This is a genomic window from Actinomycetospora atypica (genome assembly GCF_042653685.1).
Lineage (GTDB): Bacteria > Actinomycetota > Actinomycetes > Mycobacteriales > Pseudonocardiaceae > Actinomycetospora > Actinomycetospora atypica.
Genome location: NZ_JBHSIV010000054.1, coordinates 1 through 26,891 on the forward strand (window position 1 = coordinate 1; position 26,891 = coordinate 26,891).

The 26,891-nt window shown below is 74.0% G+C and carries 29 protein-coding genes and 4 tRNA genes; 15 read left to right on the forward strand and 18 right to left on the reverse strand.

Features of this window, described 5'->3' with window-relative positions:
• From ACFPBZ_RS27570 to ACFPBZ_RS27590, 5 genes are all read right to left on the reverse strand, one after another.
• Positions 1-1,049, reverse strand: a 1,049-nt coding sequence (locus ACFPBZ_RS27570; protein ID WP_378039320.1) for a COG4315 family predicted lipoprotein, incomplete at its 3' end; no start/stop codon positions are given.
• A 320-nt stretch (positions 1,050-1,369) separates the two neighbouring features.
• Positions 1,370-1,441: transfer RNA gene (locus ACFPBZ_RS27575), tRNA-Val, on the reverse strand.
• A 1-nt stretch (position 1,442) separates the two neighbouring features.
• Positions 1,443-1,514: transfer RNA gene (locus tag ACFPBZ_RS27580), tRNA-Cys, on the reverse strand.
• 45 nt (positions 1,515-1,559) lie between these two features.
• Positions 1,560-1,632: transfer RNA gene (locus ACFPBZ_RS27585), tRNA-Gly, on the reverse strand.
• Positions 1,633-1,725: 93 nt separating this feature from the next.
• Positions 1,726-2,145 (reverse strand): SsgA family sporulation/cell division regulator, encoded by a 420-nt coding sequence (locus tag ACFPBZ_RS27590; protein WP_378039321.1) that lies wholly within the window; start codon positions 2,143-2,145, stop codon positions 1,726-1,728.
• Between the two features lie 303 nt (positions 2,146-2,448).
• Here ACFPBZ_RS27590 and ACFPBZ_RS27595 point away from each other — a divergent pair, with 303 nt between their 5' ends.
• The 7 genes from ACFPBZ_RS27595 to ACFPBZ_RS27625 all read left to right on the forward strand — a co-directional run bounded on the left by ACFPBZ_RS27595 (position 2,449) and on the right by ACFPBZ_RS27625 (position 7,471).
• Positions 2,449-3,018, forward strand: a complete 570-nt coding sequence (locus ACFPBZ_RS27595) for an RNA polymerase sigma factor (protein WP_378039322.1) — start codon at positions 2,449-2,451, stop codon at positions 3,016-3,018.
• Positions 3,015-3,854 (forward strand): anti-sigma factor domain-containing protein, encoded by an 840-nt coding sequence (locus ACFPBZ_RS27600; RefSeq protein ID WP_378039323.1) that lies wholly within the window; start codon positions 3,015-3,017, stop codon positions 3,852-3,854. The genes ACFPBZ_RS27595 and ACFPBZ_RS27600 overlap by 4 nt, the downstream gene beginning before the upstream one ends.
• Positions 3,855-3,895: 41 nt before the next feature.
• Entirely contained in the window at positions 3,896-4,396 is a 501-nt protein-coding gene (locus ACFPBZ_RS27605; protein ID WP_378039324.1) for a TIGR02611 family protein, read from the forward strand.
• 20 nt (positions 4,397-4,416) lie between these two features.
• Positions 4,417-4,488, forward strand: a tRNA-Val gene (locus ACFPBZ_RS27610).
• Positions 4,489-4,695: 207 nt separating this feature from the next.
• Complete coding sequence (locus tag ACFPBZ_RS27615; protein ID WP_378039325.1) at positions 4,696-5,610, forward strand: AraC-like ligand-binding domain-containing protein; 915 nt, start codon at positions 4,696-4,698, stop codon at positions 5,608-5,610.
• Positions 5,611-5,692: 82 nt separating this feature from the next.
• On the forward strand, positions 5,693-6,694 hold the full coding sequence (locus ACFPBZ_RS27620; RefSeq protein WP_378039326.1) for a carbon-nitrogen hydrolase family protein: 1,002 nt from the start codon (positions 5,693-5,695) through the stop codon (positions 6,692-6,694).
• A 375-nt stretch (positions 6,695-7,069) separates the two neighbouring features.
• The gene (locus ACFPBZ_RS27625) at positions 7,070-7,471 is read left to right on the forward strand and encodes a cupin domain-containing protein (RefSeq protein WP_378039327.1); all 402 of its coding nucleotides are present in this window, start codon (positions 7,070-7,072) and stop codon (positions 7,469-7,471) included.
• Between the two features lie 28 nt (positions 7,472-7,499).
• Here ACFPBZ_RS27625 and ACFPBZ_RS27630 read toward each other — a convergent pair whose 3' ends face one another.
• Entirely contained in the window at positions 7,500-8,318 is an 819-nt protein-coding gene (locus ACFPBZ_RS27630) for a mycofactocin-coupled SDR family oxidoreductase (RefSeq protein ID WP_378039328.1), read from the reverse strand.
• Positions 8,319-8,390: 72 nt separating this feature from the next.
• On the opposite strand from ACFPBZ_RS27630, the gene ACFPBZ_RS27635 reads away from it, so the two are divergent.
• Entirely contained in the window at positions 8,391-9,263 is an 873-nt protein-coding gene (locus ACFPBZ_RS27635) for an SGNH/GDSL hydrolase family protein (protein ID WP_378039329.1), read from the forward strand.
• 12 nt (positions 9,264-9,275) lie between these two features.
• Here the strand turns inward: ACFPBZ_RS27635 and ACFPBZ_RS27640 are convergent, their stop codons facing one another.
• The gene (locus tag ACFPBZ_RS27640; RefSeq protein WP_378039330.1) at positions 9,276-9,938 is read right to left on the reverse strand and encodes a TetR/AcrR family transcriptional regulator; all 663 of its coding nucleotides are present in this window, start codon (positions 9,936-9,938) and stop codon (positions 9,276-9,278) included.
• A gap of 85 nt (positions 9,939-10,023) precedes the next feature.
• On the opposite strand from ACFPBZ_RS27640, the gene ACFPBZ_RS27645 reads away from it, so the two are divergent.
• On the forward strand, positions 10,024-11,232 hold the full coding sequence (locus ACFPBZ_RS27645) for a cytochrome P450 (RefSeq protein ID WP_378039331.1): 1,209 nt from the start codon (positions 10,024-10,026) through the stop codon (positions 11,230-11,232).
• 116 nt (positions 11,233-11,348) lie between these two features.
• Here ACFPBZ_RS27645 and ACFPBZ_RS27650 read toward each other — a convergent pair whose 3' ends face one another.
• Positions 11,349-11,693, reverse strand: coding sequence for a DUF1330 domain-containing protein (locus ACFPBZ_RS27650; RefSeq protein ID WP_378039332.1), 345 nt, complete (start codon positions 11,691-11,693; stop codon positions 11,349-11,351).
• 96 nt (positions 11,694-11,789) lie between these two features.
• Between ACFPBZ_RS27650 and ACFPBZ_RS27655 the strand changes: the two genes are divergently transcribed.
• Both ACFPBZ_RS27655 and ACFPBZ_RS27660 read left to right on the forward strand, forming a co-directional pair.
• Positions 11,790-12,239 carry a hypothetical protein gene (locus tag ACFPBZ_RS27655; protein WP_378039333.1) on the forward strand — a complete coding sequence of 150 codons (450 nt, stop codon included), beginning with the start codon at positions 11,790-11,792 and terminating at the stop codon, positions 12,237-12,239.
• A 34-nt stretch (positions 12,240-12,273) separates the two neighbouring features.
• Complete coding sequence (locus ACFPBZ_RS27660) at positions 12,274-12,588, forward strand: hypothetical protein (protein ID WP_378039334.1); 315 nt, start codon at positions 12,274-12,276, stop codon at positions 12,586-12,588.
• Here ACFPBZ_RS27660 and ACFPBZ_RS27665 read toward each other — a convergent pair.
• The 4 genes from ACFPBZ_RS27665 to ACFPBZ_RS27680 form a co-directional block, all read right to left on the reverse strand.
• Positions 12,585-13,085, reverse strand: coding sequence for a MarR family winged helix-turn-helix transcriptional regulator (locus ACFPBZ_RS27665; protein ID WP_378039335.1), 501 nt, complete (start codon positions 13,083-13,085; stop codon positions 12,585-12,587). The two genes, ACFPBZ_RS27660 and ACFPBZ_RS27665, sit on opposite strands and share 4 nt — an antisense overlap.
• 217 nt (positions 13,086-13,302) lie before the next feature.
• Entirely contained in the window at positions 13,303-14,058 is a 756-nt protein-coding gene (locus ACFPBZ_RS27670) for an FHA domain-containing protein (RefSeq protein ID WP_378039336.1), read from the reverse strand.
• A 26-nt stretch (positions 14,059-14,084) separates the two neighbouring features.
• Positions 14,085-15,338, reverse strand: a complete 1,254-nt coding sequence (locus ACFPBZ_RS27675; protein ID WP_378039337.1) for an FHA domain-containing protein — start codon at positions 15,336-15,338, stop codon at positions 14,085-14,087.
• Positions 15,335-15,820 carry a hypothetical protein gene (locus ACFPBZ_RS27680; RefSeq protein WP_378039338.1) on the reverse strand — a complete coding sequence of 162 codons (486 nt, stop codon included), beginning with the start codon at positions 15,818-15,820 and terminating at the stop codon, positions 15,335-15,337. The genes ACFPBZ_RS27675 and ACFPBZ_RS27680 overlap by 4 nt, the downstream gene beginning before the upstream one ends.
• A gap of 228 nt (positions 15,821-16,048) precedes the next feature.
• Here ACFPBZ_RS27680 and ACFPBZ_RS27685 point away from each other — a divergent pair, with 228 nt between their 5' ends.
• Positions 16,049-17,152: a ferredoxin reductase gene (locus tag ACFPBZ_RS27685; RefSeq protein WP_378039339.1), complete on the forward strand. Its 1,104-nt coding sequence runs from the start codon at positions 16,049-16,051 to the stop codon at positions 17,150-17,152.
• An 18-nt stretch (positions 17,153-17,170) separates the two neighbouring features.
• Positions 17,171-18,352 (forward strand): fatty acid desaturase family protein, encoded by a 1,182-nt coding sequence (locus ACFPBZ_RS27690; protein WP_378039340.1) that lies wholly within the window; start codon positions 17,171-17,173, stop codon positions 18,350-18,352.
• A gap of 254 nt (positions 18,353-18,606) precedes the next feature.
• Here the strand turns inward: ACFPBZ_RS27690 and ACFPBZ_RS27695 are convergent, their stop codons facing one another.
• Both ACFPBZ_RS27695 and ACFPBZ_RS27700 read right to left on the reverse strand, forming a co-directional pair.
• The gene (locus tag ACFPBZ_RS27695; RefSeq protein ID WP_378039341.1) at positions 18,607-18,924 is read right to left on the reverse strand and encodes a DUF6247 family protein; all 318 of its coding nucleotides are present in this window, start codon (positions 18,922-18,924) and stop codon (positions 18,607-18,609) included.
• 66 nt (positions 18,925-18,990) lie between these two features.
• Positions 18,991-20,985, reverse strand: coding sequence for a fatty acid desaturase (locus ACFPBZ_RS27700; RefSeq protein WP_378039342.1), 1,995 nt, complete (start codon positions 20,983-20,985; stop codon positions 18,991-18,993).
• A 74-nt stretch (positions 20,986-21,059) separates the two neighbouring features.
• Between ACFPBZ_RS27700 and ACFPBZ_RS27705 the strand changes: the two genes are divergently transcribed.
• Both ACFPBZ_RS27705 and ACFPBZ_RS27710 read left to right on the forward strand, forming a co-directional pair.
• A complete protein-coding gene (locus ACFPBZ_RS27705) occupies positions 21,060-21,650 on the forward strand; it encodes a TetR/AcrR family transcriptional regulator (RefSeq protein WP_378039343.1) in 591 nt (196 codons plus the stop codon).
• Between the two features lie 110 nt (positions 21,651-21,760).
• Positions 21,761-21,964, forward strand: a complete 204-nt coding sequence (locus ACFPBZ_RS27710) for a DUF397 domain-containing protein (RefSeq protein WP_378039344.1) — start codon at positions 21,761-21,763, stop codon at positions 21,962-21,964.
• 128 nt (positions 21,965-22,092) lie between these two features.
• Here ACFPBZ_RS27710 and ACFPBZ_RS27715 read toward each other — a convergent pair whose 3' ends face one another.
• From ACFPBZ_RS27715 to ACFPBZ_RS27730, 4 genes are all read right to left on the reverse strand, one after another.
• Positions 22,093-23,589 carry a sodium:solute symporter gene (locus ACFPBZ_RS27715; protein WP_378039345.1) on the reverse strand — a complete coding sequence of 499 codons (1,497 nt, stop codon included), beginning with the start codon at positions 23,587-23,589 and terminating at the stop codon, positions 22,093-22,095.
• 28 nt (positions 23,590-23,617) lie between these two features.
• Entirely contained in the window at positions 23,618-24,733 is a 1,116-nt protein-coding gene (gene nagA, locus ACFPBZ_RS27720; protein ID WP_378039346.1) for an N-acetylglucosamine-6-phosphate deacetylase, read from the reverse strand.
• On the reverse strand, positions 24,730-25,869 hold the full coding sequence (locus ACFPBZ_RS27725) for an anhydro-N-acetylmuramic acid kinase (RefSeq protein WP_378039347.1): 1,140 nt from the start codon (positions 25,867-25,869) through the stop codon (positions 24,730-24,732). Before ACFPBZ_RS27725 ends, nagA begins: the two co-directional genes overlap by 4 nt.
• A partial coding sequence (locus ACFPBZ_RS27730; RefSeq protein WP_378039348.1) for an N-acetylmuramic acid 6-phosphate etherase occupies positions 25,866-26,891 on the reverse strand: 1,026 nt, incomplete at its 5' end. The genes ACFPBZ_RS27725 and ACFPBZ_RS27730, both read right to left, overlap by 4 nt.

The following is a 26,891-nucleotide window of genomic DNA, read 5'->3' on the forward strand; positions in this document are numbered from 1 at the left end:
CCCGCGGCCGGAGCGGCCGGAGCGGCCGGAGCCTCCGCCGCGGCGGCCGGGGCGACGGGCTTGCCGTCGGGCCCGACCGCGCGCCACGTGCCGCCGACGCCGTTGCCGTCGGCCTGACCCGGGGCGGTGTCCTTGGCGTAGCGGTAGAGCGGCCACCCGTTGAGGGTGAGCTGCTTGGTGCCGTCGGTCCGCTCGACGGTGCCGACCTTGCTCGCGTCGACGCCCTTGAGCCACGGGTCGCCGTCGGCGGCGAGCACCGGGGGCCACTGCTCGGCGCAGGAGCCGTTGCAGGTCGACGCGGCCGGCTTGTTCGAGTCCTTGGTGAACGAGTAGAGCGTGTAGCCGTCGCTCGTGGCCACGATGCCGAGCGGGGTCTGCTTCGACCCGAGGTTCGCGCCGGTCATCGAGGTCGCGGCGGCCGGGGCGACGTTCGCGCCCGCGGTGGTGGCGACCGGGTCGGACGAGGAGCCCCACTGGGCGAGGGCGACGTACCCGCCGGCGCCCACGGCGACGGCGCCCGCCGCCACGAGGGCCAGCAGCACCTTGCGTCCACCGCGCCCGCCGCCACGGCGGTGGCCGGAACCCGTGGGGAGCGGGCCGGAGGGGTGGACGTCGCGGGGGTCCTCGTAGCCGCGCGGCGCTGCCTCGTAGTGGGTGGGCGCGACCTCGTCGGCCAGGTGGCGACGCACGGTCGGCTCGGCGCGGTCGCGGGCCTCGCGGGCGGTCAGGGGCTGGTCCTGCATGCCCCAGGAACCGGTCGCCGGGCGCGGGACGGCCTGGTGCGGGCCCGAGTACGGGGCGGCCGCGTAGGGGGCCACCGGGTAGGCGCCGGTGCCGTACCGGCCGGCGAGGGCGCCGACGGGCGCGCTCACGGGCTGCGGACCGGACACCGGGTTGGCGGCGTACGGGTTCGGGCCCGTGTAGGGGGTGGGTCCCGTGTAGGGGCCGGCCACCGACTGCGGGCCGGACGGCGCGTCGTCGTAACGGCCCGCGTCACGCGGCGCGGGCATGCCGAACTCCGGACGCGGGTCGTGCTGCTGGGGGCGCATGGACTGACGGACCTCCGGTCGCTGGGGAGCGGTGCCCGCCGCGGGAGTCGGGGGATTCCCGCGGCGGTGCAGCCAGGACGCTAGGGATCCGGGGCCCGACGACCCCCGCTTGCTGAGAGCGAGGGGCCGCTCACGCCGGGCAGGGGACGTCGTGGCGCGGCGAACGGCGAGGCGCTGGTCCCGACGATGCAGTGCGTTGCGCCGTCTGCCGAGGTGGCGGTTCAGGGAGCCGCTCGGCGCGCGACGGGCCGGGAGGCGACCGACGGATCGTCGTCGGGAATGACAAAAGCCCTGGTCACCGAGGTGACCAGGGCTTGTCGTGGGCGATACTGGGATTGAACCAGTGACCCCTACCGTGTCAAGGTAGTGCTCTCCCACTGAGCTAATCGCCCGAGGCGGAGGCGGGAATCGAACCCGCGTACAGGGCTTTGCAGGCCCTTGCCTAAACCACTCGGCCACTCCGCCGGGGAACGGTGAGAACCGACCCGATGCCGAGGGGCCTGCCTCCCGAGCGGATGACGGGACTCGAACCCGCGACCCTCACCTTGGCAAGGTGATGCGCTACCAACTGCGCTACATCCGCATGTCATCGGTGGGAACTTCCGGTGAAGCCCGTCCCTGCCGACGACGAGAACTCTACTGCATCCCGCGCACCCCTTTTCAGGGGGGTGGTTGATCAGGTCAGGTCGGTGGAGAGCAGCAGGCCGAGGGCGTGCTCGAGGTCGAGCCAGTCGTCCTCGGAGCCGGGCTCGATGACCTCGTGGGTCCGCTGGAGGAACTCCGAGACCTCACGGGAGAGCGCGCGGAAGGTGGCGTGGCCCGAGGGGGAGGAGAGCTCGATCTCGACCGAGTCGCCGTCGGAGGGGCGGATGCGGACGTCGCCGTCGCCGGCCGCGTCGATCAGGCCCTCGGTGAGGAGGTCGCGGGAGAAGACCCACTCGACCCACCCGGCCCGCCCGGTGCGGAACGCCGCCTGCACGGCGTAGGGGTCCCGGGTGTCGTACCGGAGCTCGACCTGGACCGGGACGGGCGGGTTCGGAGGACCGATGAGGTCGAACACCGCCGTGGACCGGATCGACACGTGGTCGTTCTGCATTCGAGGCTGCCTTTCCCGCACGCTGCTGTCGAAGTAGGGAACGACCGGCGGCCGGGCCTGTGACGCGGGTTCACCCGGCTCACGCACCGACACCATCTTACGAGTACCCCGTGACGCCCTTACTCGGTCCACCTGCGTGACGACTCCCCCTCCCCGCCGGAGCGCCCCGGTGAACCCGACAGCACTAACCTGTGCCACGTCTCTCCCGCACACGAGAGCGCAGGAGGAGGTGGAGGCGTGGCGGAGGCGTCGAAGGGTCCGTCGAAGGCGACTGCGGAGCGTGACGACGTACCCGGAGAGAGCGTGGCGGACGCCACACTCCTCCAGGCCGTGACCGACCGCGGCCCGCGCGCGCTCGCCGACTTCTACGACCGCTTCTCGCGGCGGGCCTACGCCCTCGCCCGGCGGGTGTGCGTCGACGAGGCCCTCGCCGAGGACGTGGTGCAGGAGGTCTTCCTGCAGGTGTGGCGCCAGCCCGAACGCTTCGACGCCTCGCGCGGCAGCGTCTCGACCTGGCTCATGACGATGGTCCACCACCGCTCCGTCGACGCGGTCCGCCGCGAGGCCACCCGCCGCAAGCACACGGTGAGCCCCGCCGACGACGGCGAGGAGTGGAACGTGCCGCCCGGGCCGGGGGCCGACGAGGCCGCGCTCGACGCCGTCGACGCGGGTCGGGTGCGCGAGGCGCTGCAGCAGTTGCCGGCCGAGCAGAAGGAGGCGCTGACCCTGGCCTACTTCGGCGGTTTCACTCAGCGAGAGGTCGCAAGCATCGCGGGCGTCCCGTTGGGCACAGTGAAGTCGCGCATGTTCACGGCCGTACGGACGCTGCGCGGAGTGCTGGACGGACGAGTGGACCGAGGGGGTTCGTCGTGAAGGCTTCCCCCGACGGGCACCCCGAGCTCGCCGTCGCCTGGGTGCTGCACAGCCTCGAGCCCGACGAGGACGCCGAGTTCGGCGACCACCTCGGCGACTGCCCCGCCTGCCTGCAGATCGTCGCCGAGACCGAGGAGGTCACGGCGCTCATGGGCACGGCGCCCGCGCCCGCCGAGCCGCCGGCGTCGCTGCGGTCGCGGATCCTGGAGGCGGCGGGCTCCGAGGGCGTCAGCTCCGAGGGTGCCCGCTCGGACCGTGTCAGCGATGGCACGTCGCAGACATCTGACGTCAGTCAGGCGCCACGCTCGGACGACGGCGTCGTCGTACCCATGCGTCGGCGCTGGGTGCGCCGCGCGACCGCCGGGATCGCCGTGGCGGCCGCCGCGGCCCTCGTCGTCGTGATCGGCGGCCTGGTCAACGCCAACCGCGACCTCGCCGACGAGCGCGACGCCGCGGCCGCCCGGGCCGAGCAGAGCGGCCGCGTGGTGCAGGTCCTCGACGCCGCCTCGCGGTCCGGCACGCCGCACGCGGTGCTCGCGACGCCCGACGGCGGCTTCGTCGGGCTGGTCGTGGAGCGGGGGACAGGGCCCGAGCTGCTGGCCGCGGGGCTCGCGCCGAACGACGCCGACCACACCTACGTGCTCTGGGGCCTGGAGGGCGAGACGCCGGTGGGACTCGGGACGTTCGACATGTCCGGTTCGGGGCCCGTGACCACGTCCGTACCCTCGACCTCGGCGGGCACCCGTTTCGCCGGGTTCGCGGTCTCCTACGAGCCCGGACGGACGGTGCCGGCCACGCCGACGCAGGTCGTCGCGAGTGGTCAGCTGACGGGCTGACCCTCGGCACGGCCGTCCCCGACGAACGCCGAGGAACGTCCATGTCAGGTCCGTCCGGGACCCACCCCGAGGGCACCACCTCCGAGCGACCCCGCCACCCCGCCGCCCCGTCACCGATCCGGCGCCGCCGCTTCCACGCCGCGCGGGTGCGGGTGCGGGCCTTCCGGATGAAGGTCCGGGCCAGGCCGGGCCTCAACCTCGCCTGGCGGATCGGGATCGGGGTGCTCGGCGGCCTCGTGCTCGTGGTCGGCGTGATCGCCATCCCGTATCCGGGTCCCGGGTGGCTGATCGTCTTCGCGGGGCTCGGCATCCTCTCCACCGAGTTCACCTGGGCCGGGCGCGTGCTGCACGTCGCCCGGTACTACTACGACCAGTGGGTGGCCTGGGTCCGCCGCCAGAACAAGGTGGTCCAGCTGCTGCTCGCGCTGGCCACCGCGATCATCGTGCTGGCGACGTTGTGGCTGCTCGACGGCCTGTGGTTCGTCGCGAAGCTGGTCGGCCTCGGCCAGTGGACCTGGCTGCACAGCCCGATCATGGCGTGAGCTAGGCTTTCCCTCGCTGCGGGCGATTAGCTCAGCGGTAGAGCGCTTCGTTCACACCGAAGAGGTCACTGGTTCGAGACCAGTATCGCCCACCCCGCAGGTCAGAGGCCCGGTCCCGTCGAGGGAGCCGGGCCTTTGTCGTTCCCGACGATGCCGTCGAGGTCCCGTGGTCCTCGCCCGAGATCTCGTTCCGAGGCGTGGAGTGGGGCCCGGACCGATCGGTCCGCGCCGTCCGACGGGATCTCCGCCGGCAGGAGTCGATGGACAACCCGCACGGACGGGGCTTGAATCCCGGAGGCATGTGGTCGACGTCGTCGGTGGGGCCGGACCAGGCCTTCGACTACTGGCACGACCTGATCTGCGACGCCTTCGTCCAGCTGTCCGCCAGCCCCAAGGGCCGCGGCTCGTTCGCCGGCGACATCGAGCACCACGAGCTCGAGGACGTCGGCCTCTCGGTGGTCAGCGCCGACGGGCAGCGCGTCGATCGCACCCGGGACCTGATCGCCCGCAGCCACGAGGACTACCTGCTCGCGAGCATCCAGCTCGAGGGCGCCGGGCGGGTGCACCAGGACGGGCGCGCCGCGGGCCTGACCGCCGGGACGATGGCGTTCTACGACAGCACCCGGCCCTACACGCTCGACTTCGACCACCGGTTCCGCCAGCTCGTGGTCCAGGTGCCGAAGAGCGCGGTGGGCCTCGGGCGGACCCTCGGCGCCACCGCGGTCGCCCTCGACCCCACGGGCGCGGGCCGGCTGGCCTCCGACTTCTTCGTCGGGCTGGCCCGGGAGCACGCATTGGGTCATTCCGCCCCGGCGCTGGCCCAGCACGCGATCGGTCTCTTCGAGTTCGCGCTCGGCCTCGCCGCCTCCACGGCCCCCACCGCCACCGGTACCGACGCCGCCGTCCTCGAACGCATCCGCACGACGATCGCCCGGGCCGCCGGCGACCCGGAGCTCGGCGCCGACGACGTCGCGGCCGCCTGCCACGTCTCGCGCCGCACGCTGTTCCGGGTGCTCGCCGCCGACGGCTGCTCGTTCCGCGACCTCCTGCGCCACGAGCGGGTGCGCCGCGCGAAGGCCCTGCTCCGCGCCGACGAGCACCTGCCGGTCGCGGTGGTGGCCGCGCGCAGCGGGTTCGCCGGGCCCGCGCAGTTCCACCGCACGTTCCGCGACGCCGTCGGGGTCAGCCCCGGCGCGTACCGCGGCACGCGCTGAGACCTTCCCGGGCACGCGACGTCACCTCCGGGGCCGCGTGACAGCGGAACCTCGTCGGGAAGCAGACCGACCGGAGGACTCCATGGCACACGTCGTGCGCGCCGCTGCAGTGCAGGCCGAACCCCGCTGGCTCGACCTCGACGCCGGCGTCGAGCAGATGATCTCCTACATCGCCGACGCCGCGGCCCGAGGCGTCCAGCTCGTGGCGTTCCCCGAGACGTTCATTCCGGGCTACCCGTGGTGGATCTGGCTCGACGCGCCCGCGATGGGGATGCAGTTCGTGCCCCGGTACGCCGAGAACTCCATGACCCGCGACGGCGAGCACATGCGCCGGATCGCCGCGGCCGCCGGGCAGCACGGGGTGCACGTCCTGTTCGGGTTCAGCGAGCGGGCCGGCGGCAGCCTCTACACGTCGCAGGCCCTCATCTCCGACGCCGGACGCGTGATCAGCGTCCGGCGCAAGCTCAAGCCCACCCACGTCGAGCGGTCGGTGTTCGGCGAGGGCGACGGCAGCGACCTGCAGGTGCACGACACCGCCCTCGGCCGGGTCGGCGCCCTGAACTGCTGGGAGCACTTCCAGCCCCTGACCAAGTACGCGATGTTCAGTATGAACGAGCAGATCCACGTCGGCGCCTGGCCGAGCTTCTCGCTCTACCGCGGGGCCGCGCGGGCGCTCGGCCCGGAGACCAACACCGCCTCGAGCCTGATCTACGCGGTCGAGGGGCAGACCTTCGTGGTCGCGCCCTGTGCGGTGGTGGGGGAGGCCGGGCAGGACCTGTACTGCGACACCGAGGTCAAGTGCCAGCTGCTGCAGCGGGGTGGTGGGTTCGCCCGCATCTTCGGGCCGGAGGGCAGCCCGCTGGGCGAGGACCTCGCCGAGACCGAGGAGGGCATGGTGATCGCCGACCTCGACTTCTCGATGATCGCGATCGCCAAGTCGGCCGCCGACCCGGTGGGGCACTACTCCCGGCCCGACGTCATGCGCCTGCTGATCAACCGGGCGCCGAACCCGGTCGTCGTCGACGGAGCCTTCCCGACGATGCCCGCGTTCGTCGACGCCGAGGAGCTCGAGCCTGCCGAGTAGCGGGCGGCGCTGGAGCTTTCGCCGGATGATGACCGGCTGAAGATCTCGTTCCCTGGCGCGGAATGGGGTCGGGACCGATCGGTCCGCGACGCCGGACGAGATCTTCGCCGGGGCGCCCGCCGAGGAGGGGCGTCACGAGGGCAAGATCGACATCCGCGGAGCAGGGTGGGGCGGGGACCGATCGGTCCGCTCCACCCGAGGCGATCCCGCCCCGTCGGTCGGGGCGAGTCGGCGCGGTGTCGTGCACCCCGACCACGTTGCGTCGGCATGACCGGTGTTTCCGACTGGCGACATCCGGACTGCGCCCTTGTCGCGGCCCACCCACCTGACGAGGGTGGGCGCGACACCCTTCCCGACACCGAAGGTGGACCCCCCGTGACCACTCCCGCCGCCCCCGTCGACCTCACGGTCGTCGACACGAACACCGAGCCGTGGCAGGGCTTCCCCGTCGAGTACATCGGCGCGAACCTCGAGCACATCCCGCTGGTGTCCGACCCCGACACCGGCATGCAGGTCCTGAAGATGGTCTACCGCGCCGGCTTCACCAACCCCTGGCACAGCCACTCGTGCGCCCACGGCGTCTACGTGCTGGAGGGCTCGCTCAACACCCACCAGGGCGACTACCCGGCGGGGAGCTTCGTCTGGTTCCCCGAGGGCGGCGTCATGTTCCACGGCGCCACCCAGCAGGAGGACTGCACCTTCCTGTTCATCACCAACAAGCCGTTCGACATCCACTTCGTCGGCGACGACAGCGACCCGGACGCCAGGACGATGTGACGGGGAGCGGGCGCCTGCGCGGGACGGGTCAGAACATCCCGTTCGACAGCACCATCGACTCGCCGCTGCGCAGGCGTCCCTGCCCCGACACGAGGTGGAGCAGTGCGTTCGCGACGTCCTCCGGCTCCAGCAGACCCGGCCGGGGGCGTCCGCGCGCGAACATCTCCTCGACGTCGGCGAGCCCCGGGTCGTCGAGGTCGGGCCGGATCGTCCGGTAGGTCGACGGGTTGTGGATCATCGTCGTGTTGACCCCGGACGGGAGGAGCGCGTGGACCGTGATCCCGTGCTCGGCCACCTCGTGCGCCACCGACTTCACCAGCCCGACGACCCCCGCCTTGGCCGCCGCGTAGTGGGCGGCGTTGCTCGCGCCCGTCTCCGCGACGCTCGACGACGTCGCGACCAGCCGCCCCGACCCGCGCTCGATCATCGTCGGGAGGACCGAGCGGAAGGTGGTGAAGACTCCGGTCAGGTTGACGTCGATCATGGTCCGCCAGCGCTCCTCGGACATCGTCGCGAGCGGTGACCCCGACGCGATGCCCGCGTTCGCCACGGCCACGTCGATCCGGCCGAACGTGCCGAGGGCCTGCGCGACCACGTCCTGCATCGCCGCGAGGTCCCGGACGTCGGCGGTCAGGGCCAGGCAGCGGCGTCCCCGCGCCTCCACCGCCCGGGCCGTGTCGGCGAGGTCGTCGGGCGTCGCCCCCGGGTAGTCGACGTCCGCGACCGGGGCGGCGACGTCGCAGACGACGACGTCGGCGCCGGCGGCCGCGAGGGTGGTCGCGTGGGCCCGCCCCTGCCCGCGCGCTCCGCCGGTGATCAGGGCGACCTGGTCTGTCAGCTCGTGCACGGTGACGAGTGTGACCCGGAGCGCTCCGTCGCGGCAGCTACCGTCGGGGCGACGCGATCGGAAGGGGCGCCCGTGGGAGGTCGTCGGCTGTGGCTCGCCGTGCTGGCGGTCGTCGTGGTGCTGCTCGCCGGGACGGTCGCGTGGGCGGCCCAGCGTGGTGACGACGCCCCGCCCGACCCGGTCCGCTACGTCAACCTCGGCGACAGCTACAGCGCCGGGACGGGCATCGTCCCGTTCGCCGAGGGCGCGGCGGCGCAGTGCAGCCAGTCCGAGGCGAACTGGGCCCACGAGCTCGCCACCGAGCACGACCTCCGGCTCACCGACGTCTCCTGCAGCGGGGCCCAGACGAAGGACCTGCGCACCTCGCAGTCCGCCGGGGTCGCCCCGCAGCTCGACGCGCTCTCGCCCGACACCGACCTCGTCACGCTGACCATCGGCGGCAACGACGCCGACGTCTTCACCCGCACGATCGCCTCGTGCGGGGTGGCGGCCGCGCGCACGTACGGCGCGGGCAACCCCTGCGAACGGCAGTACGGGACGCGCTTCGCCGACACCGTCGAGCGCACCACCTACCCGCGGATCGTGCAGGCGCTGCGGGACGTGCGGGCGAAGGCCCCGAACGCCCGGGTCGCGATCGCCGGCTACCTGCGCATCCTCCCGGCCGACCGTGGCTGCTTCCCGACGATGCCGATCGCGGCCGGGGACGTCGCCTACCTCGACGGCATCCAGGCCGCGCTGAACGACGCGGTCGCCCGGGCCGCGGCCGCCACCGGCGCCACGTTCGTCGACGTCACCGGCATCTCGACCGGCCACGACGCCTGTCAGCCGCCCGGCACGCGGTGGGTGGAGCCCTACCTGAACCCGGTGAACGCCGCGCCGGTGCACCCGAACGTCGCCGGGGAGAAGGCCATGGCGGCCCGCACGGCGGAGGTCTTGGGTCTGTAGGGGTACGGGTCTCTAGCGCCGCGAGGGCAGCGTCGTGAGCGCCCGGAGGCTCTCCGCGAGCCGCTCGCGGTGCTCCTCGAGCAGCCCCGACGAGGGCCCGGCCCAGGCCAGGTCGTCGGTGAGCACCCGCAGCGCCGCGTTCACCGCGGCCGCCTGCACCCGCACCTCGGGGGTGTCGGGGGAGACGCCCAGCCGCCGGCCCAGGACGGCGGCGAAGACCGGCTCGGCCCGCTCGTGCAGCACGAGCCACACCGCGCGCACGGCCGGCTCGTCGCGGGAGAGCCGGACCACGGCGAGCACCGCGTCGATGTCCTCGCGCGAGGCGTCGAGCGCATAGGCCGAGCGCAGGTGGTCGGCGAGCTCCACCGCGTCCGGCCAGGTCCGCAGCACGGCGGTGAACGCCTCCAGCGAGACCGACAGCAGGGGCTCGACGCACGCCTCCTTGGTGCGGAACAGCCGCCAGAGGGTGCGCTCCGAGACGCCGGCCGCCCGGGCGATGTGCTCCCCGGTGGTGTCGTGGACCCCGTGGTCGCGGAAGAGCCGAACGGCCTCGCGGCTGATCGCGAGCCGTTGCCGCCGCCGCTGCTCCTCGGTGACCGGGGGCCGGCCGCGGCGCGACCCGGCATGGGACCCGGACGAGGGCGCGGGCGCGTCGAGTGCGGGTCCCCTGTCCATCCGCACACCTTACCCACTCATTAATGGCACCCTCTGCCACAAAGACGTACCCTCGGGGACGCCGCCGCCACAACGAGGGAGCGTCATGACCGCCACGGAGACAGACCTGCAGTTGCCGTTCGCCCGGCCGAACGTCCTCGAGCTCGCGCCGCTGTACGACGTGCTGCGCCGGGAGGCCCCGGTTGCGGCCGTGACGACGCCCGCGGGCGACCCGGCGTGGCTCGTCACCCGGTACGACGAGGTCCGCGACCTGCTCGGCGACAAGCGCCTCGGCCGCTCGCACCCGCACCCGGAGCAGGCCGCGCGGATCACCCACGCCGCCGTGCAGGAGGGCCCCACCGGCAACTACGAGACCGAGGAGGCCGACCACACGCGGATGCGCCGCCTCCTCACGCCCGCGTTCTCCGCGAAGCGGATGCGGCAGATGGGCGAGGACGTGCAGGCGCTCGTCGACGGGTACGTCGACGACCTGATCGCCTCCCGGTCCGCCGACGGCAGCGCCGACCTCCACGAGACCCTGGCCGTGCCGCTGCCGGTCGCGGTGATCTGCCGGCTGCTCGGGGTGCCGCACGACGACAGCAGCTACTTCCGCGACCTCTCCGACCGGATGGCCACCTACGGCGAGGGCACCGACGCCGAGGACGCGCGCACCGAGTTCGGCCGCTACATGGCCGGGCTCGCCGAGCAGAAGCGGGGTCATCCGGGGGAGGACGTGATCTCCGACCTCGTCGAGGCCCAGCAGCAGGACGAGGACTACGACTACGCCGAGATGATCCGGCTCTCGGTCGGCCTGCTCTTCGCCGGGCACGAGACGACCGTCAACCGCATCGGCCTCGGCATCCTCATGCTGCTCACGCAGCGCGACCGCTGGGAGTACCTCGTCGAGGACCCCGAGGCGCGCACCGACGCGGTCGTCGAGGAGATCATGCGCCTCGGCGCCCCGGGCGACCTCGGGCTGCTGCGCTACGCCCACACCGACGTCGACGTCGCGGGTGTGACGATCCACGAGGGCGACGCGGTGATCCTGTCGATCAACGCGGCGAACCGGGACCCGCGGGCGTTCGCCGACGCGGAGGCGTTCGAGCCCGAGCGCGAGGAGCGCGCCCACGTCGGATTCGGACACGGCGGGCACTTCTGCATCGGCGCGAGCCTCGCCCGCACCGAGTTACGCACGGTGTTCTCCACCCTGGCCCGGCGTCTGCCCGGCCTGCGCCTCGCCACCGACCTCGACGACATCGGGGTCCGCGCCCACCACATCACGGGGGGAGTGACCTCCCTGCCCGTCACCTGGTGAAAGTGGTTTCGCCGACTGCGCCCGGCGGGCAGCTTGGACCGTCGGTGGCCCGCAGGACCGGGGCCGCCGGACGGGGCGGCTCCGGCTCCCGTTGAGCCACCAGCGCTCCGGGGTCGTCACCGAGCGGAGGCGATGGCGTCCGCGAGGGCGGTGCTGGAGTGGTCGTCGCCGCACGCCCGCACGACGAACACGACGCCCTTCGAGTTCCGGGTGCGCAGCGGCAGGATCGCCTGGTAGGCGGGGGAGCGGTACCAGGCCAGCGCCGCGGCCTCGTCGGGGAACCCGATGAGCACCAGGATTCCGGGCCACGGGGTCTCGAGGACCTCGGGCGTCGCCCCGTGGACCAGGAACCGCCCGCCGTAGGGGTCCAGCGTCGCCTGGATCCGACGCATGTAGTCCAGTACCTCGTCGTTCTGCTCGACGTCCTCGAGCAGGCCCACTGCATACGCTCCGTGACTCATGGCGACCAGCCTCGTCGTCGCGCCGGCCGGGGTCGATGACCTGCCGGGTCATGGAGCGGTTGCCCCCGGGCCGGGCGGTCGCGCAGGGTGGGCGGCGTGACGAAGGCGGTCCAGGACCTGATGATCGCCGTCGAGCGCGTCCACGACGCCGTGCGGGCCGCGCTGGTCGCGGGCGGCCCCGTCGCCCACCTGCTCGACGACGCCGCGACGCTGGAGATCCTGCCCGCCGGCACCGGCGCCTCCGGGGCCGCGGACGTCGAGCGGTTCGGCGCCGAGGCCTTCGTCGTGCCCGACGACCTCGCGTTCCGGCGGGTCTCGCGCACCGGCGACCGCTTCCGCGTGGCCGACGAGGAAGTGCTCTCGTTCACCCACGACCGCGAGATGCCGTGGCTGCTGCCCGGCGTGGCCCCCACCGGGCGGCGGGCCGAGATCGTCGTCGTGACCCTGACGACCGTGAAGCGCGGCCGGGTCGCGCGCATGCGGATGCTGGCCGACGGCGTCGCGCTCACCGCGGCGCTCGGGCTCGCCCCGGCCGTGACCGTCTGAACGCCGTCCCGACGAGGCCCAGTACCTTCCGTCCATGCGCGCGACGCTCTCGGAGCTCCTCGGCCGCGTCACCTGGCCGCCGCCGGACACCGACCGCAACCGGTTCCTGTTCCGGCTCACCTTCCCGCTCGCCTGCGTGGCCGCGGTCTACGTGCTGGCGTTCGCGGTCGCCAGCGACGGGCTGCTGCCCTACGTGGTGTCGGTGATCCTGCTGGTGGTGGCCCTGATGTCGGGGATCGGGCTGCTCCTCATGCGCGCGCAGCGCCAGGAGCTGGCCGCCGCCGAGGCGGCCGAGCTCGAGCGGGCGGGCCTGGGCTCCGGCGGGGCCGCCACGCGGCACGGCCGCTAGCGCACGCCCTCCCCGTCGGCGACCTTCTCCCAGCGCTCGGAGAGCTTGTCGAGCGAGGTGAGGAGGCGGGCGAAGTCCTCGGCCTCCTCGTTGCCGCTCATCAGCTCGTTGTTGAGCCGCCCGACCTTGCGGCTGACGTCCTCGAGCAGCGCCTCGCCCTCGGGCGTGAGGCTCAGCAGCTTGCGCCGCCCGTCCGAGGGCGCCATCTCGCGCCGGATCAGCGAGCGGTCCTCGAGCCGCTTGCACACGTCGGCCATCGTCGACCGGTCGAGTGCCACCGACACCGCGAGCGAGCCCTGGTCGACCTGCGGGTACTCGCGCACGGCCGTCAGCACCGAGAACTGCGGCCCGGTGAGCGTGGTGTCGACGTAGCGCAACCACGCGGCCGAGTAGGCCTGGTAGAGCCGGCGGGCCAGGAACCCCGGAGCCCCCCGCAGCGGCTCGGGCGTCCCGGGCAGTCCCCCCGGACCGGCCCGTCCGTCGTCGTGTCCGGTCATCGCGCCTCGTCCCCCCATGGCGCCGGACCCTCCGGAACCGGCCACCGATGTGGCCCACCGCGGTGATGCGGTCCGTCCGGGCGCCCGACGCGTCACTGCGTGTCACACACCGTGTGTCGGCGGTGACACCCTGCCCCCTGTCCGCCCGAAAGAGGGCGGACGCCCCGTACGCTACGTCGTCACACACCCGTGAGGCGAGGGGCCACCCCGAGGACCGTCAGGACGGACGGGGCGGGACCTGTGCGGGGAAGAGGCGCCGGACGTCGTCGAGGGTCACCAGGCGCAGGCCGATCACCTGGTCGACGACCGCGACCCGCCAACCGCGGGTCTTGTCGTTGAGGCGCACGCCCCGCAGCCAGCGCTGGGCGTGCCGGAAGGCCTCGCTCTGGGTCTTCGGGCTCGGGACCGGCCGGCCCGCGTCGCGGTGCCACGCCGCGATCTGCTCGGCGTCGCCGTGGACGTCCCTCGACGCCCCGTCGGGCCGGTGCGCGGCCGCGATCAGGGTGGGCCCGCAGGCGGCGACGAGCACCGACCACCAGGTCTCGTCGGTCGGCAGGGCCGCGTTGACGGTGGCGCCGCCGGCGAGGTCGGGGTGCGCCGCCGCGGCGGTGGGGGCGAACGCGAGCAGCGCGAGGGTGACCTCGCGGCCGTCGGCGAGCCAGAGGCCCAACGACGCCCGGGAGTCGCGGACGAGCAGCCCGTTCCCGGCCCGGATGCGGTCCTGTCCCGCGACCCCCGGCACCACGAGCGTCAGCTGGCCGCCGTGGCGCTGCCGGTTGATCACCAGGTAGGCGTCGTCGCGGATCTCGATCTCGGCGGCGACGCGGGAGACCTGGTCGTCGGGGACGTGGACGTGCCGGTCGCTGTCGGCATTGCGCCCGATCGTCGCCGTGTCGCCCCACGGCACCGACATCCGGCGCTCGGTGCGGACGTCGAGCAGGGCCAGCCCGCCGCGTGGCAGCGCAGCCCGCACCCCGGTCTCCTCCCGTCCGCCCGCCCTCAGTATCGCGCCACCACCGCGGTGGTCCGCTCGCCCGTCCCGGCAGTGCGCGGCTCGAGCAGGCGCAGCCGCGGCCCGTCGGCGCCCAGGGCGAGCTCGGCGCCGGGGGACAGGCGGGTCGGGCCGTCGATGCGCCCGCCGTCGACGCGGGTCCCGTTGGTGGACCCGAGGTCGGTCACCGTCCAGGCCCCGGCGCGGTCGGCGGTGAGGCGCAGGTGGCGCCACGAGACGCCCGGGTGGTCGACGACGACGCCCGCCGCCGGGTCGCGGCCCAGCTCGGTGCGCCCGGTGATCTCGGTGTCGGCGAGCCGGGCGCCCGCCGCGTCCTCCACGACGAGCAGGGCCCGGGCGGCCGGGCCCGCGACGAGGGTGCGCAGCCGGGCGGGGACGGCCGTCGTGGCCAGGGCGGCGATGCGGGCCCCGGGGCCGGCCGGCGTGCCGGGTGGCAGCGATGGCACTCCGCGGACATCGGGTGCCCGCGATGTGCCATCGCTGCCACCGGCGGGACGAGCCGCCGATGGCCGCCGTGGCACTCCGCGGACGTCGGGTGCCCGCGATGTGCCATCGCTGCCACCGGGCCCGGGCGCCACGGCGGGGACGCTCGCCCCCCGCGCCGGGGGGAGCGGCACCGCCGTGGCCGTGCACGCCGCGGCAACGGGCAGCTGCTGCGGCTCGGAGAACGCCGCGGTCACCACCACGCGGCCCAGCGGCACGTCGTCGGAGACGAGCAGGTGCAGCCAGGTCCGCTCGGCGAGCCGGCGCACCCCGCGCTCGCGCCCGTGCTCCACGTAGCCCTCGGCCAGCTCGCGGGCCAGGGCCTCGAGCGGGCGGCGCCCGGCGATCTCGGCGCCGTCGACCGGGTTCCACTCGACCCACAGGTGCGGGGCCGCGACCTGCTGCCCGCGTGGGGTCCACACCAGGGCGTCCTCGCCGTCGAGCCGCGCCGCGGTGGCCCGCAGCAGCGCGTCGCCGTGCACCCAGGGGCGGGCCAGCAACGTGCGCAGCGCCCGCCGCACGGGCGCGCCGGGGGAGGGGGCGAGGGAGAGGTCGGTGGTGGCCGGGCCGTCGGACAGCGGCGCGGTGAGCGGCTCGGGGCGAGGCCGGGCCCACGCCGCGACGACGACCGCGAGGCCCGCCGCGAGCGCGAGCAGCACCAGGATCGCGATCGCGACGAGCAGCGAGCCGGTGGTCCACCAGAGCAGCAGCACCGCGGCGACCCCGCCGCCGAGGGCGACCCTCGTCCGGGGGCTCATCGCGCCGCCACCACGGGGCCGAGCCCGGGCACCCGGTCGGCGACCTGCGTCGGCGTCGGGAGGTGCGCCGCGGCGCTCGTCAGGACCCCGCTGTCCTCGGCGGCTGCGGCCAGCGACGCCGGCCCCCACGCGACGACGGCCGCGCCCACCAGCACGCACACCACCAGCGCCAGACCGCCGTGGGCGACGACGCCGACGGCGCGGTCGACGAGCACCGGCCGGGCGACGCGGCCCCCGGCCCGGGCGGCGAGGGCGTCGGCGCCGCGGCGGCCCAGGCCGAGCCCGACCAGCCCGACGACGAGGACGCAGGCCAGCAGCAGGGGTGTGGAGCCGGCGTCCCACCACCCGGCGACGGCGGCACCGACGATCACCCCGACGACCGCGCCGGCGAGGGAGAGCACGAGGGCGGTGCCGCCGCGGCGCCAGCCCCGCCAGGCGGCGAGGGCGACGACGGCGAGCACCACGAGGTCGACCAGGGTCACGGGAGCTCCTCTCCGAACGGGTGCGTCGGAGTCGAGTCAACCCGTCTGACCAGGGCCGTCGGGCCACGTCGTCGGGAACTAATTACCGACTTCCGGGCCCGGGTGAGCGCGCGCACAACGGCGACTGTGACCGGGATCGTCGGCCGCAAGCGGTACCGTGGGTAGCGGTAACCGGCGGTCTCCGGTACTCCTGGTACCTAGAAGTTTTCGAGGGACCGAGGAGACACCGTGACCGCCGCACTGTCAGGCAGCGCCCGACGACTGCGCAGCCTGGCCACCCGACTCACCACACCCCTGCTGCCCGACGACTACCTGACCCTGATCAACCCGCTGTGGTCGGCGCGTGAGCTGCGCGGCCTGATCGTCAGCGTGACCCCCGAGGCCGAGGACGCGGCGACGATCGTCGTCGAGCCCGGCTGGGGCTGGGAGTTCGAGCACGCCGCCGGGCAGTACATCGGCATCGGCGTGCAGATCGACGGGCGCTTCGTCTGGCGCTCGTACTCGCTGACGACGCCGCCGTCGCGCGACGGCAAGCGGCTCGTCATCACCGTCCGCGCGATGCCCGACGGGTTCGCCTCGCAGCACCTCGTCAACGGGGTCGCGCCGGGGACGGTCGTGCGGCTCGCGCCGCCGGCGGGCGAGTTCGTCCTGCCCGACCCGCTGCCGGCGAAGGCGCTCTTCCTGTCCGCGGGCTCGGGGATCACGCCGATCATGGCGATGCTCCGGTCCCTGGACCGGCGGTCGGAGACCGACGGCGGCGCTGACATCGTCGTCGTGCACTCGTCGCCCGACGAGGACCGGGCCCTGTTCGCCGACGAGCTCGACCTGCTCGCCCGGCGGCACCCGAGCTGGCACGTCGTCCAGCGCCACACCCGCACCGAGGGGCATCTCGACGTCCCCGCCGGGCTCGACGACCTCGTGCCCGACTGGCGCGACCGCCAGACCTGGGCTTGCGGCCCCGCCGCGATGCTCGACGACGCCGAGCAGGCATGGAAGGCCGCCGGGGTCGCCGACGCGCTGCACCTCGAGCGGTTCGCCGCCTCGTTCTCGGCCGGTGCCGAGGGCGGGACGATCACGTTCGCGAAGAGCGGCCGGACCGTCGAGGCCGACGGCGCCACCACCGTGCTCCAGGCCGGTGAGCAGGCCGGCATCCAGATGCCGTTCGGCTGCCGCATGGGCATCTGCCACACCTGCGTCGCCCCGCTCTCGAGCGGCGGCGTGCGCGACCTGCGCGACGGCTCCGAGCAGCGCGTCGCCGACACCGACCAGTCCACCCGAACCGTCCAGACCTGCGTCACGGCTGCCGCCGGCGACTGCACGGTCGACCTGTAGGAAGAGGGAGCCACCACCATGGCCATCTCGGACATCAAGGAATTCGCCCACCTCACCGAGGCCGACGTCGAGGCCCTCGGCCAGGAGTTCGACGCGATCCGCCGCGACATCGAGGAGTCGCGCGGCGCGGCGGACGAGGAGTACATCCGCTCGATCATCAAGACCCAGCGCCGCATCGAGATCGCGGGCCGCGCCGCCCTGTTCGGCAGCGTCGTCCCGCCGCTGTGGATGGCGGGCGCCGCCCTGCTGGGCGTGGCCAAGATTCTCGAGAACATGGAGATCGGCCACAACGTCATGCACGGCCAGTGGGACTGGATGAACGACCCGGAGATCCACTCGGCCACCTGGGAGTGGGACAACGTCTGCCCCGCGGAGCAGTGGAAGCACTCCCACAACTACCTGCACCACACGTACACGAACGTCATCGGCAAGGACAAGGACGTCGGGTACGAGATCCTCCGGGTCACCTCGGACCAGAAGTGGAACCCGGTCAACCTCGGCCAGCCGGTGTTCAACACCCTGCTGATGCTGCTGTTCCAGCACGGCGTGGCCATCCACGACCTCGACATCGAGGGCCTGCTCCGCCGCGACATCCAGGACCCGGCGGAGTTCAAGGCCAAGCTCGAGCAGGTCGGCCGCAAGATGCGCAAGCAGATGGGCAAGGACTACATCCTCTTCCCGCTGCTCACCGGGCCGCAGTTCATCACGACCCTCACGGCGAACATGGCCGCGAACCTCATCCGCAACGTGTGGTCGTACGCGATCATCTTCTGCGGGCACTTCCCCGACGGCGCCGAGGTGTTCACCGAGGAGCAGCTCGAGAACGAGACCTCGGGCGAGTGGTACCTGCGTCAGCTCCTGGGGTCGGCGAACTTCACCGGCAACCGGCTGATGCACGTGATGAGCGGGTCGCTCGGCTACCAGATCGAGCACCACCTGTTCCCCGACCTGCCCTCGAACCGCTACCCGGAGATCGCGGAGCGGGTCACGGCGATCTGCGAGAAGTACGACCTGCCCTACAACATCGGGCCGTTCCCCAAGCAGTTCTGGAAGTCCATCCGGACGATCTGGCGCCTCGCTCTGCCGAACAAGAAGTTCGCGGCCGAGCAGCAGGCCCACGAGTCGGAGGGTCTGACCCGCGAGAACGCGACGACGAGCCCGTCGGCCGAGCGCACCGCGCGGGAGACCGTCGCGGCGTGATCTGCCAGCACGAGAGGGGCCGGTCGCCGAGGGGGCGGCCGGCCCTTCGTTTTGTCTCAGCGGTCGGAGCACGAGAGGCACACCGCGCAGGATGACGGCTCCCGACTCTGCATGGTGTGCGGGTGATCAGCTTTCTTCGTGACGAGCCAGGCCCAGGTAGGTGACCAAGGACAGCTCGATCCGGTTGGTCTGCCTGGCGTCGATCTGTAAGGCGACGGCGGGCCCGTACTCCTCGAGCTCGTACATCGGACCTCTCAGAGCCCGGCCTTTGCCCGGGTGACCTCGAGCGGCTCGTCGGACGGCGACGGCCGGCCGGACTTGCGTTCAGCCAGGTGGCGGGCCAGGCGGGCGAAGGTCTCGCGATCGGACTGGATCATCGCGATGCCGCGCCAGCGCTCGAGGCAGTGCCACCGGGCGCTCTCGTCCTCGTTCGCGACCGCGCGCCACGCCTCGTCGAAACGCCCGCGGTCCTCCGGCAGGAGGTGCTCCCGGATCACCGAGACACTCGCACCCGGCGCGAGCGGGTGGTCGCCCGACGGATCGCCGTGAGCGTCGTGCTCGAGCGCGGTCATGGCATGACGGTAGCGAGCGGGAACGACGACCGCGGGGGCTTCGGTGGGGCCGGTGATGTGGGGCGCTCAGCGGTCGTAGTCGACCGCGACCTCCGGGGTCGTGGGACGCGACTGGCACGTCAGGACACGGCCCGCTTCGATCTCGGTCGGCGTCAGGGCGTAGTTCTGCTGCATGTGGACGCTCCCGCGGGTCACGGTGGCGACGCAGGTCCCGCAGATGCCGCCGGTGCACAGGTACGGCGCGTCGACCCCGGCGGCCAGGGCGCTCTCGAGCAGCGACGCGGTGCCGGTGCTCGCGACCTCGGAGGTGGAGCCGCCGAGGGTGACCGACACGGTGGCCGGGACGATGTCGCCCAGCTCGCCGGGCTCGTCGTCGGGCGCGACGAAGAGCTCGCGGCGGACGGCATCGTCGGGAACGCCGTCCTCGTGCAGGACGGGGACGAGGTCGTCGAGCATCGCCGTGGGCCCGCAGAGGAACCACTGCGCCTCGCGCAGCCGCGGGTCCTCGAGGTGGGCGGCCAGCCGGGCGGCGTCGAGGCGGTCCGAATCGCACGAGTGGTGGTGCACGACCGTCAGCCGGCCCTCGTAGCGGCGCACGAGCATGGCGAGCTCGTCGGCGAACATCGTGTGCTCGGCGTCGCGGTTGGCGTAGAGCAGGGTGGCCCGGCTGCGGGGCTCCTCGTCGAGGGTGCTCGTGAGGATCGAGATGACCGGGGTGATGCCGCTGCCCGCGGCGACGGCGGCGACGTGGCGGGCGAGGCGCCGGTCAGGCGTGATCGTGAAGGACCCGGACGGCGGGGTCACCTCGAGCTCGTCGCCGGCGCGCAGGTGGTCGTTGGCCCACGTCGAGAACCGGCCGCCCTCGGTGCGCCGCACGGCGATCCGCAGGACCCCGGAGCCGGCGGCCGTGCAGATCGAGTAGTTGCGCCGCAGGGTCTCGCCGTCGACCTCGGCGGCCACGACGAGGTTCTGGCCGGGGGCGAAGCGGTAGGCCTCGCGGAGGTCGTCGGGAACGGCGAACGTGACCGACACCGAGTCGGGCGTGAGGCGCCGGACCTCCTCGACGCGCAGCCGGTGGGGGAGGCGGGGGAGGTCGGCGTCGCGGTCGTAGGAGTCGGTGATCCGCCGCCACGCCCGGTACTCCGACGCGCTGAGCTCGGTGCCCCAGGCCGTGGCGATCGGGACGTCGCGCTCGAGCCAGTCGGACTCCGAGCGGCGCCAGACCTGGACGTAGCGGTAGAAGGGGATCGTCGGGTGGATGTGATGCACCAGGTGGTAGTTCTGGTAGAGCATCAGCGGGTTCATCACACGCTCCCAGCCCACCCGGATACGGGTCGCCTGGAACCGGTCGGACTGCGCGGTGGCCTCGAGGTCGTGGTGGGGCAGCCAGTCGAACCACCAGACGAGGACGCCGATCCCGAGGCGCTGCGGGACCAGGTAGATGATCAGCAGTTCCCAGCCGTGCCCGGTCATCACGAGGGCGACGAACGCGGCGACGACCACCGCGGCGATCCCGAACTGCTCGGCCAGCTCCGCCCGCGGCCGCCGGCCGATGCGGGGCGCGTAGAAGCGCAGGTACCAGAGGTCGAGGGTCATCCAGCGCAGCGGCCAGAGCCACCGCGGGCCCGCCGACGACCAGGCGTCGGGATCGGTGGTGACGTCCTCGTTGGTGTTGCGGTGGTGCTCGATGTGCAGGTAGCGCAGCAGCGGGAACGCCGACCACGCCACCACGAACGGCATCGCGAGCCGCCCGAGGACCTCGTTGACCAGGCGCGAACGCCCGCCCGCGAGGTGCACGGTCTCGTGCAGGACCGTGAACATCGCGAAGGTGACCAGCGCGTGCACCGGCACCGTGACGACGTAGCGCCACGGGCTCTCCCCGGCGAGCACCCACCAGGTGGCCCCGATCCACGCGAGCAGCGACCCGACGAACAGCCCGAGGGTCGGCAGTGCGACGGCGGGCATCGGGATCCGCGGGTGGGGCACGCCGCGGCGGATCGCGCGCGACTCCTCCTCGCTGAGGATCCGGTCCTCGCCGGCGGGGTCGGTGGCCGTCGTCATGCCCCGAGCATTTGACATCGAAGGCTGTTCTGTCAACGGGATGGGCAGAGGTCCACCCGTCGTACAGTGGGCCCGTGGCGGGCACCGGATCGTTCCGCGAGGACATGCGCGCGGAGCTGCACACGCGGTTGCTCGACGCGGCCCGGGACCTCACCACCGCGCAGGGCTGGTCGTCGCTGACGATGAGCGGGGTCGCGAGCCGGGCGGGCATCAGCCGGCAGCACGTCTACAACGCGATCGGCACCAAGCGCCAGCTCGGCGAGGCCCTCGTGGGGCGGGAGACCGACGCGTTCGTCGCCGTGGTGCTCCGCCACGTGCGGGAGCGTCCCGACGATCTCGTGGCCGGGTCGGTCGCGGCCGTGGCGGGCGCGCTCGAGTACGGGGCCTCGAACGACCTGCTCAAGGCCGTTCTCAGCGCCGACGACCGGGGCACCGAGAGTCTGCTCCCGGTGCTCACGGTGGACCCCGAGGTCGTCCTCGACCGGGCCGTGCGGGCGATCGCCGCCGAGCTCGCCGCCGTCCACGGGGAGGGACCGGAGCTGGTGCGCTTCGTCGACGGCCTGGTGCGCCTGGTCATCAGTCACGCCACCCAGCCCAGCGGCCCGGTCGACGTCGCGATGGCGCAGGCGCGGTGGCTCGCCCGGGGCTTCCTCGCCGGCCCGTGAACGTCGTCGATCTCCGGCGTCAAGGACCCGTCAACGGGCTCTGGGCTCCGCTCGGGCGTCGCGTAAACTTGTTTCCGCAAGGTTACCGACGACGACCGGAGTGGTCAGCAGTGAGCGCGCAGGCACAACTGTGGCAGGCAAGCACCTTCTCGAGTGGCGGCCCCGACCGCGTGGAGTGGCGCTTCGACGGCGGGAAGGTGCAGCTGCGCCACCGCGGCCATGACGACCAGGGCGTCCTCACGCTGAGCCGTGCCGAGTGGCAGGCGTTCGTGGCCGCCGCGAAGTCCGGCCAGGCCGGCTCGATCGCGTACTGAGCACTACTCCGCCCTCCGGGGCGCGCGGGCGCCGGCTCGACGGACAGCCTGCTAGGCAGATGATCATGCCGAGTGCGACGGAGCGCTTGTCGCGCTCAGCATGATCGACTGCCTAGTGCTTGTCGGATCTACGCCGACGCGACCGGCTCGGGCTCCGGCGCCACGGGTTCGCGGCGCGGGCGCACCAGCGAGATCAGCCCGCCCACGACGAGCGTGATCACCACCCCGAGCGGCACGAACCACGGGAACGCCAGCGACGAGCCCCCGACGGAGATGCCGAGCGCCGCCCAGCCGGTGCCGAGCAGGGTCGCGACGAAGGCCACGAACGAGGCCACCCCGTCGGCGCGCGGCACGAGCAGCCCCAGCAGGAACGCCCCGAGCAGCGCGCCGTAGGTGTACGAGGCGATCGAGAGCCCGAGCTCCACGACCGGGTCGGACGTCGTCGTGAACAGCGACGCGAACCCCACCATCATCAGCGCCCACACCCCGGTCATCCAGCGGGCGACCCGCAGCATCGTCGCCTCGTCCGGGCGCCACCGGCCCCACGACCCGACGAGGTCGGCGAGCGTCGAGGTCGACAGCGAGTTGAGCGCGCTGGACAGCGACCCCATCGTCGCGGCGAGGATCCCGGCGACCAGCAGGCCGGACAGGCCCATCGGCAGGTCGCGCAGGATGAACTCGCCGAACACCTGGTCGCTCGTCAGCCCCAGCGAAGCCAGCGGCGCCCCGCCGTTGCGGGCCCACAGCAGCGCCCCCACCAGCGAGAACAGCGCGAACTGCACCCCGATCGCCACGGCCGAGCCGATCATCGCCTTCCGCCCGTCCGACAGCGACCGGCAGGAGAGCACACGCTGGGCGATCAGCTGGTCGGAGCCGTGCGACCCCATCGTCAGCAGCGCCCCGCCGACGATCGCGGTGACGAACGCGTAGGGACTCGTCAGGATCGGCTTGTCGAAGTCGAAGACGGTGAACTTGCCCGCGTCCCACGCGGCCGCCCAGCCGGCGCCGCCCACCTGCACCGAGAGCACGACGATGCAGATGACCGCCCCGGCGAGGTAGAGCCCCATCTGCAGGAGGTCGGTCCAGACGACGGCCTTGATCCCGCCGACGTAGGTGTAGGCCACGGTCACCGCGGTGATCGCGAGGACGATGACGAAGTAGTTCACGTCGAGCCCGAACTCGGCGAGGAGCAGCTTGATGGGGATGGCCCCGGCGAGCAGCCGCACGCCCTCGGCGAGCAGCCGCGTCACGAGGAACGTCAGCGACGCCAGCCCCTGGGTGTGCCGGCCGAACCGCTCGCCGAGGTACTGGTAGGCCGAGACGAAGCCGCCCCGGAAGTACAGCGGCAGCAGCACGAACGCCACGAGGATGCGCCCGACGAGGTAGCCGACCGCCAGCTCGACGTAGGAGAACGACCCGCCGTAGGCGACGCCGGGGACGCTGATGACGGTGAGGGTCGAGGTCTCGGTGGCGACGATCGAGAACATCACCGCCCACCACGGCAGCGAGCGCTCGCCGGTGAAGTAGTCGGTGGCCGAGCGCTGCCGCCCGGAGAGCCGCAGCCCGATCACCGCGATCGCCACGAGGTAGGCGACGATGACGGCCAGGTTCACGACGTCGTGCACGGTGCCGCTCCTCTCGTGGTCACGGCACTCACCGCTCCACCTCGTGGCCGGCCAGCAGCACGCGGGTGACCTCGAGGGCCTCGTCGAGCACGGTCACGTCGGCGACGCCGCCGGGGCGCAGCACACCGAGGTCGGGGTGCGGCCGCTGCGCCGGCGGCACGAGCCGCGCGGGGGTGGCGGTCGCGGCGACGAGCGCCGCGGCGGGGTCGATCCCGGCGGCGACGCAGGTGCGGACGCAGCCGGCGAGGGTGGCCGCGCTGCCGGCGAGCGTGCCGTCGGGGTTCCGGACGACGCCGTCGGCGAGCGTCACCTCGACGTCGCCGAGGTGGTACACCCCGTCGGGCCGGCCGGCCGCGGCGGTGGCGTCGGTGATCAGGGCCCACCGCTCCCCGGCGGCCGCGGCGACGATGCGCAGCACGTCGGGGTCGACGTGGTGGCCGTCGGCGATGACGGTGACGACCGTGCCGGGGTGCGCCAGGGCGGCCGCGGCGAGCCCGGGGGAGCGGTGGTCGAGCCCGCTCATGGCGTTGAACAGGTGCGTGGCGCCGGCGATCCCAGCGTCGAAGCCCGCGTGCGCGGTGGCGGCGGAGGCGTCGCTGTGCCCGGCCATCACGGTCACCCCCGCGGCGAGCGCCGTGCGGACGAGCTCGTCGGCCCCGTCGAGCTCCGGCGCGAGCGTGGTGACGGCGACCGCGCCCGTCGTCAGGAAGTCGGACAGCAGGGCGGGGTCGGGGGCGAGGAGGTGCTGCGGGGGGTGCGTCCCGGCGCGCCGCGGGGAGAGGAACGGGCCCTCGACGTGCGCGCCCAGCAGGTGCGCCCCGCCGGGTTCGCCGCGAGCGGCGTCGAGCGCCCGGAGCGCCGCGCGGGTGGTGTCGGGGGCCGCGGTGATGATCGTCGGGACGACCGCGGTGACGCCGTCGCGCGCGAGGGCGCGGCGCATCGTCGTGACGTCACCGACGGCGGGCCCGGCAGTGAGGTCGACGCCCGCGTAGCCGTTGCACTGCACGTCGACCAGGCCCGGCACCGCGATCGCCGACCCGCGGGCGGGCGTCAGGCCCACCGCGGAGACGCGGCCGTCGACCACCGCGACGTCGCCCCGGTGCAGCACCCCGCCGACGAGGGCCGCCGACACGCCCAGCCTCACGAGCGCACCTCCAGCGTGTGCACCGCGCCCACCGGCTCGGGCAGCCGCAGCGGGGCGGCGCCGGCGCTGATCCGGCCGAGGACGCGGGGGACCGCGGAGCCGGTGGCGCCGGGCCGCACGCCGGGCACGCCGTGCCACGTCAGCGCGCCGAGCAGGCCGGTGAGCACCGCCTCCTTCGCCGCCGACGGCAGGCCGTGCTCGTCGGAGGACACGAGCGGCACCGGCCCGAGCTCCGCCGCGATCGCGGCCCGCAGCACCGGGTTGGCCGTCCCGCCGCCGGACCCGACCACCTCGACCGGGCCGTGCGCGAGACAGGCGTCGGCGACGGTGCGGGCGGTCAGCGCGACGAGGGTGGCGGCGAGGTCGGGAGCGCCGATTCCGGGGGCGGCCGCGGCGACGGCGGCGTCGAGTGCGGGGGCGGTGAAGAGCTCGCGGCCGGTGGTCTTCGGGGGCGGGGCGGCGTAGTAGGGCGCGGCGAGCAGGTGGGCGAGCAGTCCGTCGTGGACGGTGCCGGAGGCGGCGAGGGCGCCGTCGAGGTCGCAGGACCGGCCGGTGCGCTGCGCGACGACGTCGAGCCAGCAGTTCGCGGGGCCGGTGTCGTAGGCGAGGACCGGCGGCCCGACGACCGTGACGTTCGCGATCCCGCCGAGGTTGAGCGCGACGCGTCCCGGGCCGAGCCACAGCGCGTCGAGGGTGCTCGCCAGTGGTGCCCCCTGTCCGCCGGCCGCGATGTCGGTGGCGCGCAGGTCGCTGACCACCGGCAGCCCGGTCGCCTCCGCGATCCACGCGGGCTGCCCGAGCTGCAGGCCGCCGGTGGCGCGTCCGTCGGCGATCCCGTGGAACACCGTCTGGCCGAGCCAGGCCACGAGATCGCCGGAAACCCCGGCCGCCGCCAGGGCCTCGACGGCCGCGGCGCCCGCGGCCCGGCCCAGCGCGGTGTCGAGGGCGGCGACCTCCTCGACCGTCGTCGCCGCCGGGGGGAGCAGCGCCAGCAGCCGGGCGCGCAGGTCGTCGGGCCAGGGGACCTCGGTGTGCCCGAGCAGCTCGAGCGCCGCGGCGGGCGCCACCTCGATGCGGCACACCGCCACGTCGAGCGCGTCCACCGAGGTCCCGGAGAGCATCCCGACGACGATCACGCCGGCACCTGCCCGACGCCCGCCCCGGCGACGGCGGCCCGGACCGAGCCCGCCGACGCCAGCCGGCGCCGGGCCTCGGAGCCGTCGACCCCGGCGAGCAGCGCGACGAGGGCCGTCGCCACCTCGCCGTCCGCCGCCGCCAGGGCCGCCCGCGCGGTCGTGACGTCGACCCCGGCCGCGTCCTGCACGATCCGCTCGGCCCGGCGCCGCAGCTTCTCGTTGGTGCCGCGGACCCCGACCATCCACGGCCCGTACGTCGCGCCCGCCCGCACCATCGCGGCCGTCGTCAGGGTGTTCAGCGCGATCTTCTGGGCGGTCCCCGCCGCCAGGCGGGTCGAGCCGGACAGCACCTCCGGGCCGGTCGCCAGCTCGATCGGGATGTCGGCGAGCGCGGCGACCGGGCTGCCGAGGGCGTTGACGACGGCGACCGTCACCGCCCCGCGCTCGCGGGCCGCCGCCAGCGCCCCGAGCACGTAGGGCGTGCGGCCCGACGCGGCGACCCCGACCACCACGTCGTCCGGCCCCACCCCCGCCGCGGCCACGTCGGCGCGCCCCGCGGCGTCGTCGTCCTCCGCGCCCTCCACCGCGGCGCCCGCCGCACCGGCACCCCCGGCGAGCAGGGCGACGGCGCGCGCGGGGTCGATCCCGAAGGTCGGGGGCAGCTCGGCGGCGTCCTGCATCGCGAGGCGCCCGGAGGTCCCGGCGCCGGTGTAGACGAGCCGCCCGCCACCCCGGATCGCCGCCCCGACGGCGTCGGCGGCCCGCGCGAGCGGCTCCGCGCTGCGCCCGACCGCCGCCGGCGCAGCCGCCTGGCCCTCGAGCAGGCGCGCGACGAGCGCCCCGGTCGGCAGCGTGTCGAGGTGCTCGGACCCGGGTCGCACACCCTCGGTCGGCAGCCGGTCGACCTCGGCGGCGACCTCGGGCCCGGCGGCCCGACGACTCGTCACCGCGGCCTCGTGGGGGGTGTCGCCGCCCGCGAGCCGCCGCAGCCCGTCGGCCGCGTCGCCGAGCGGCGCGTGCAG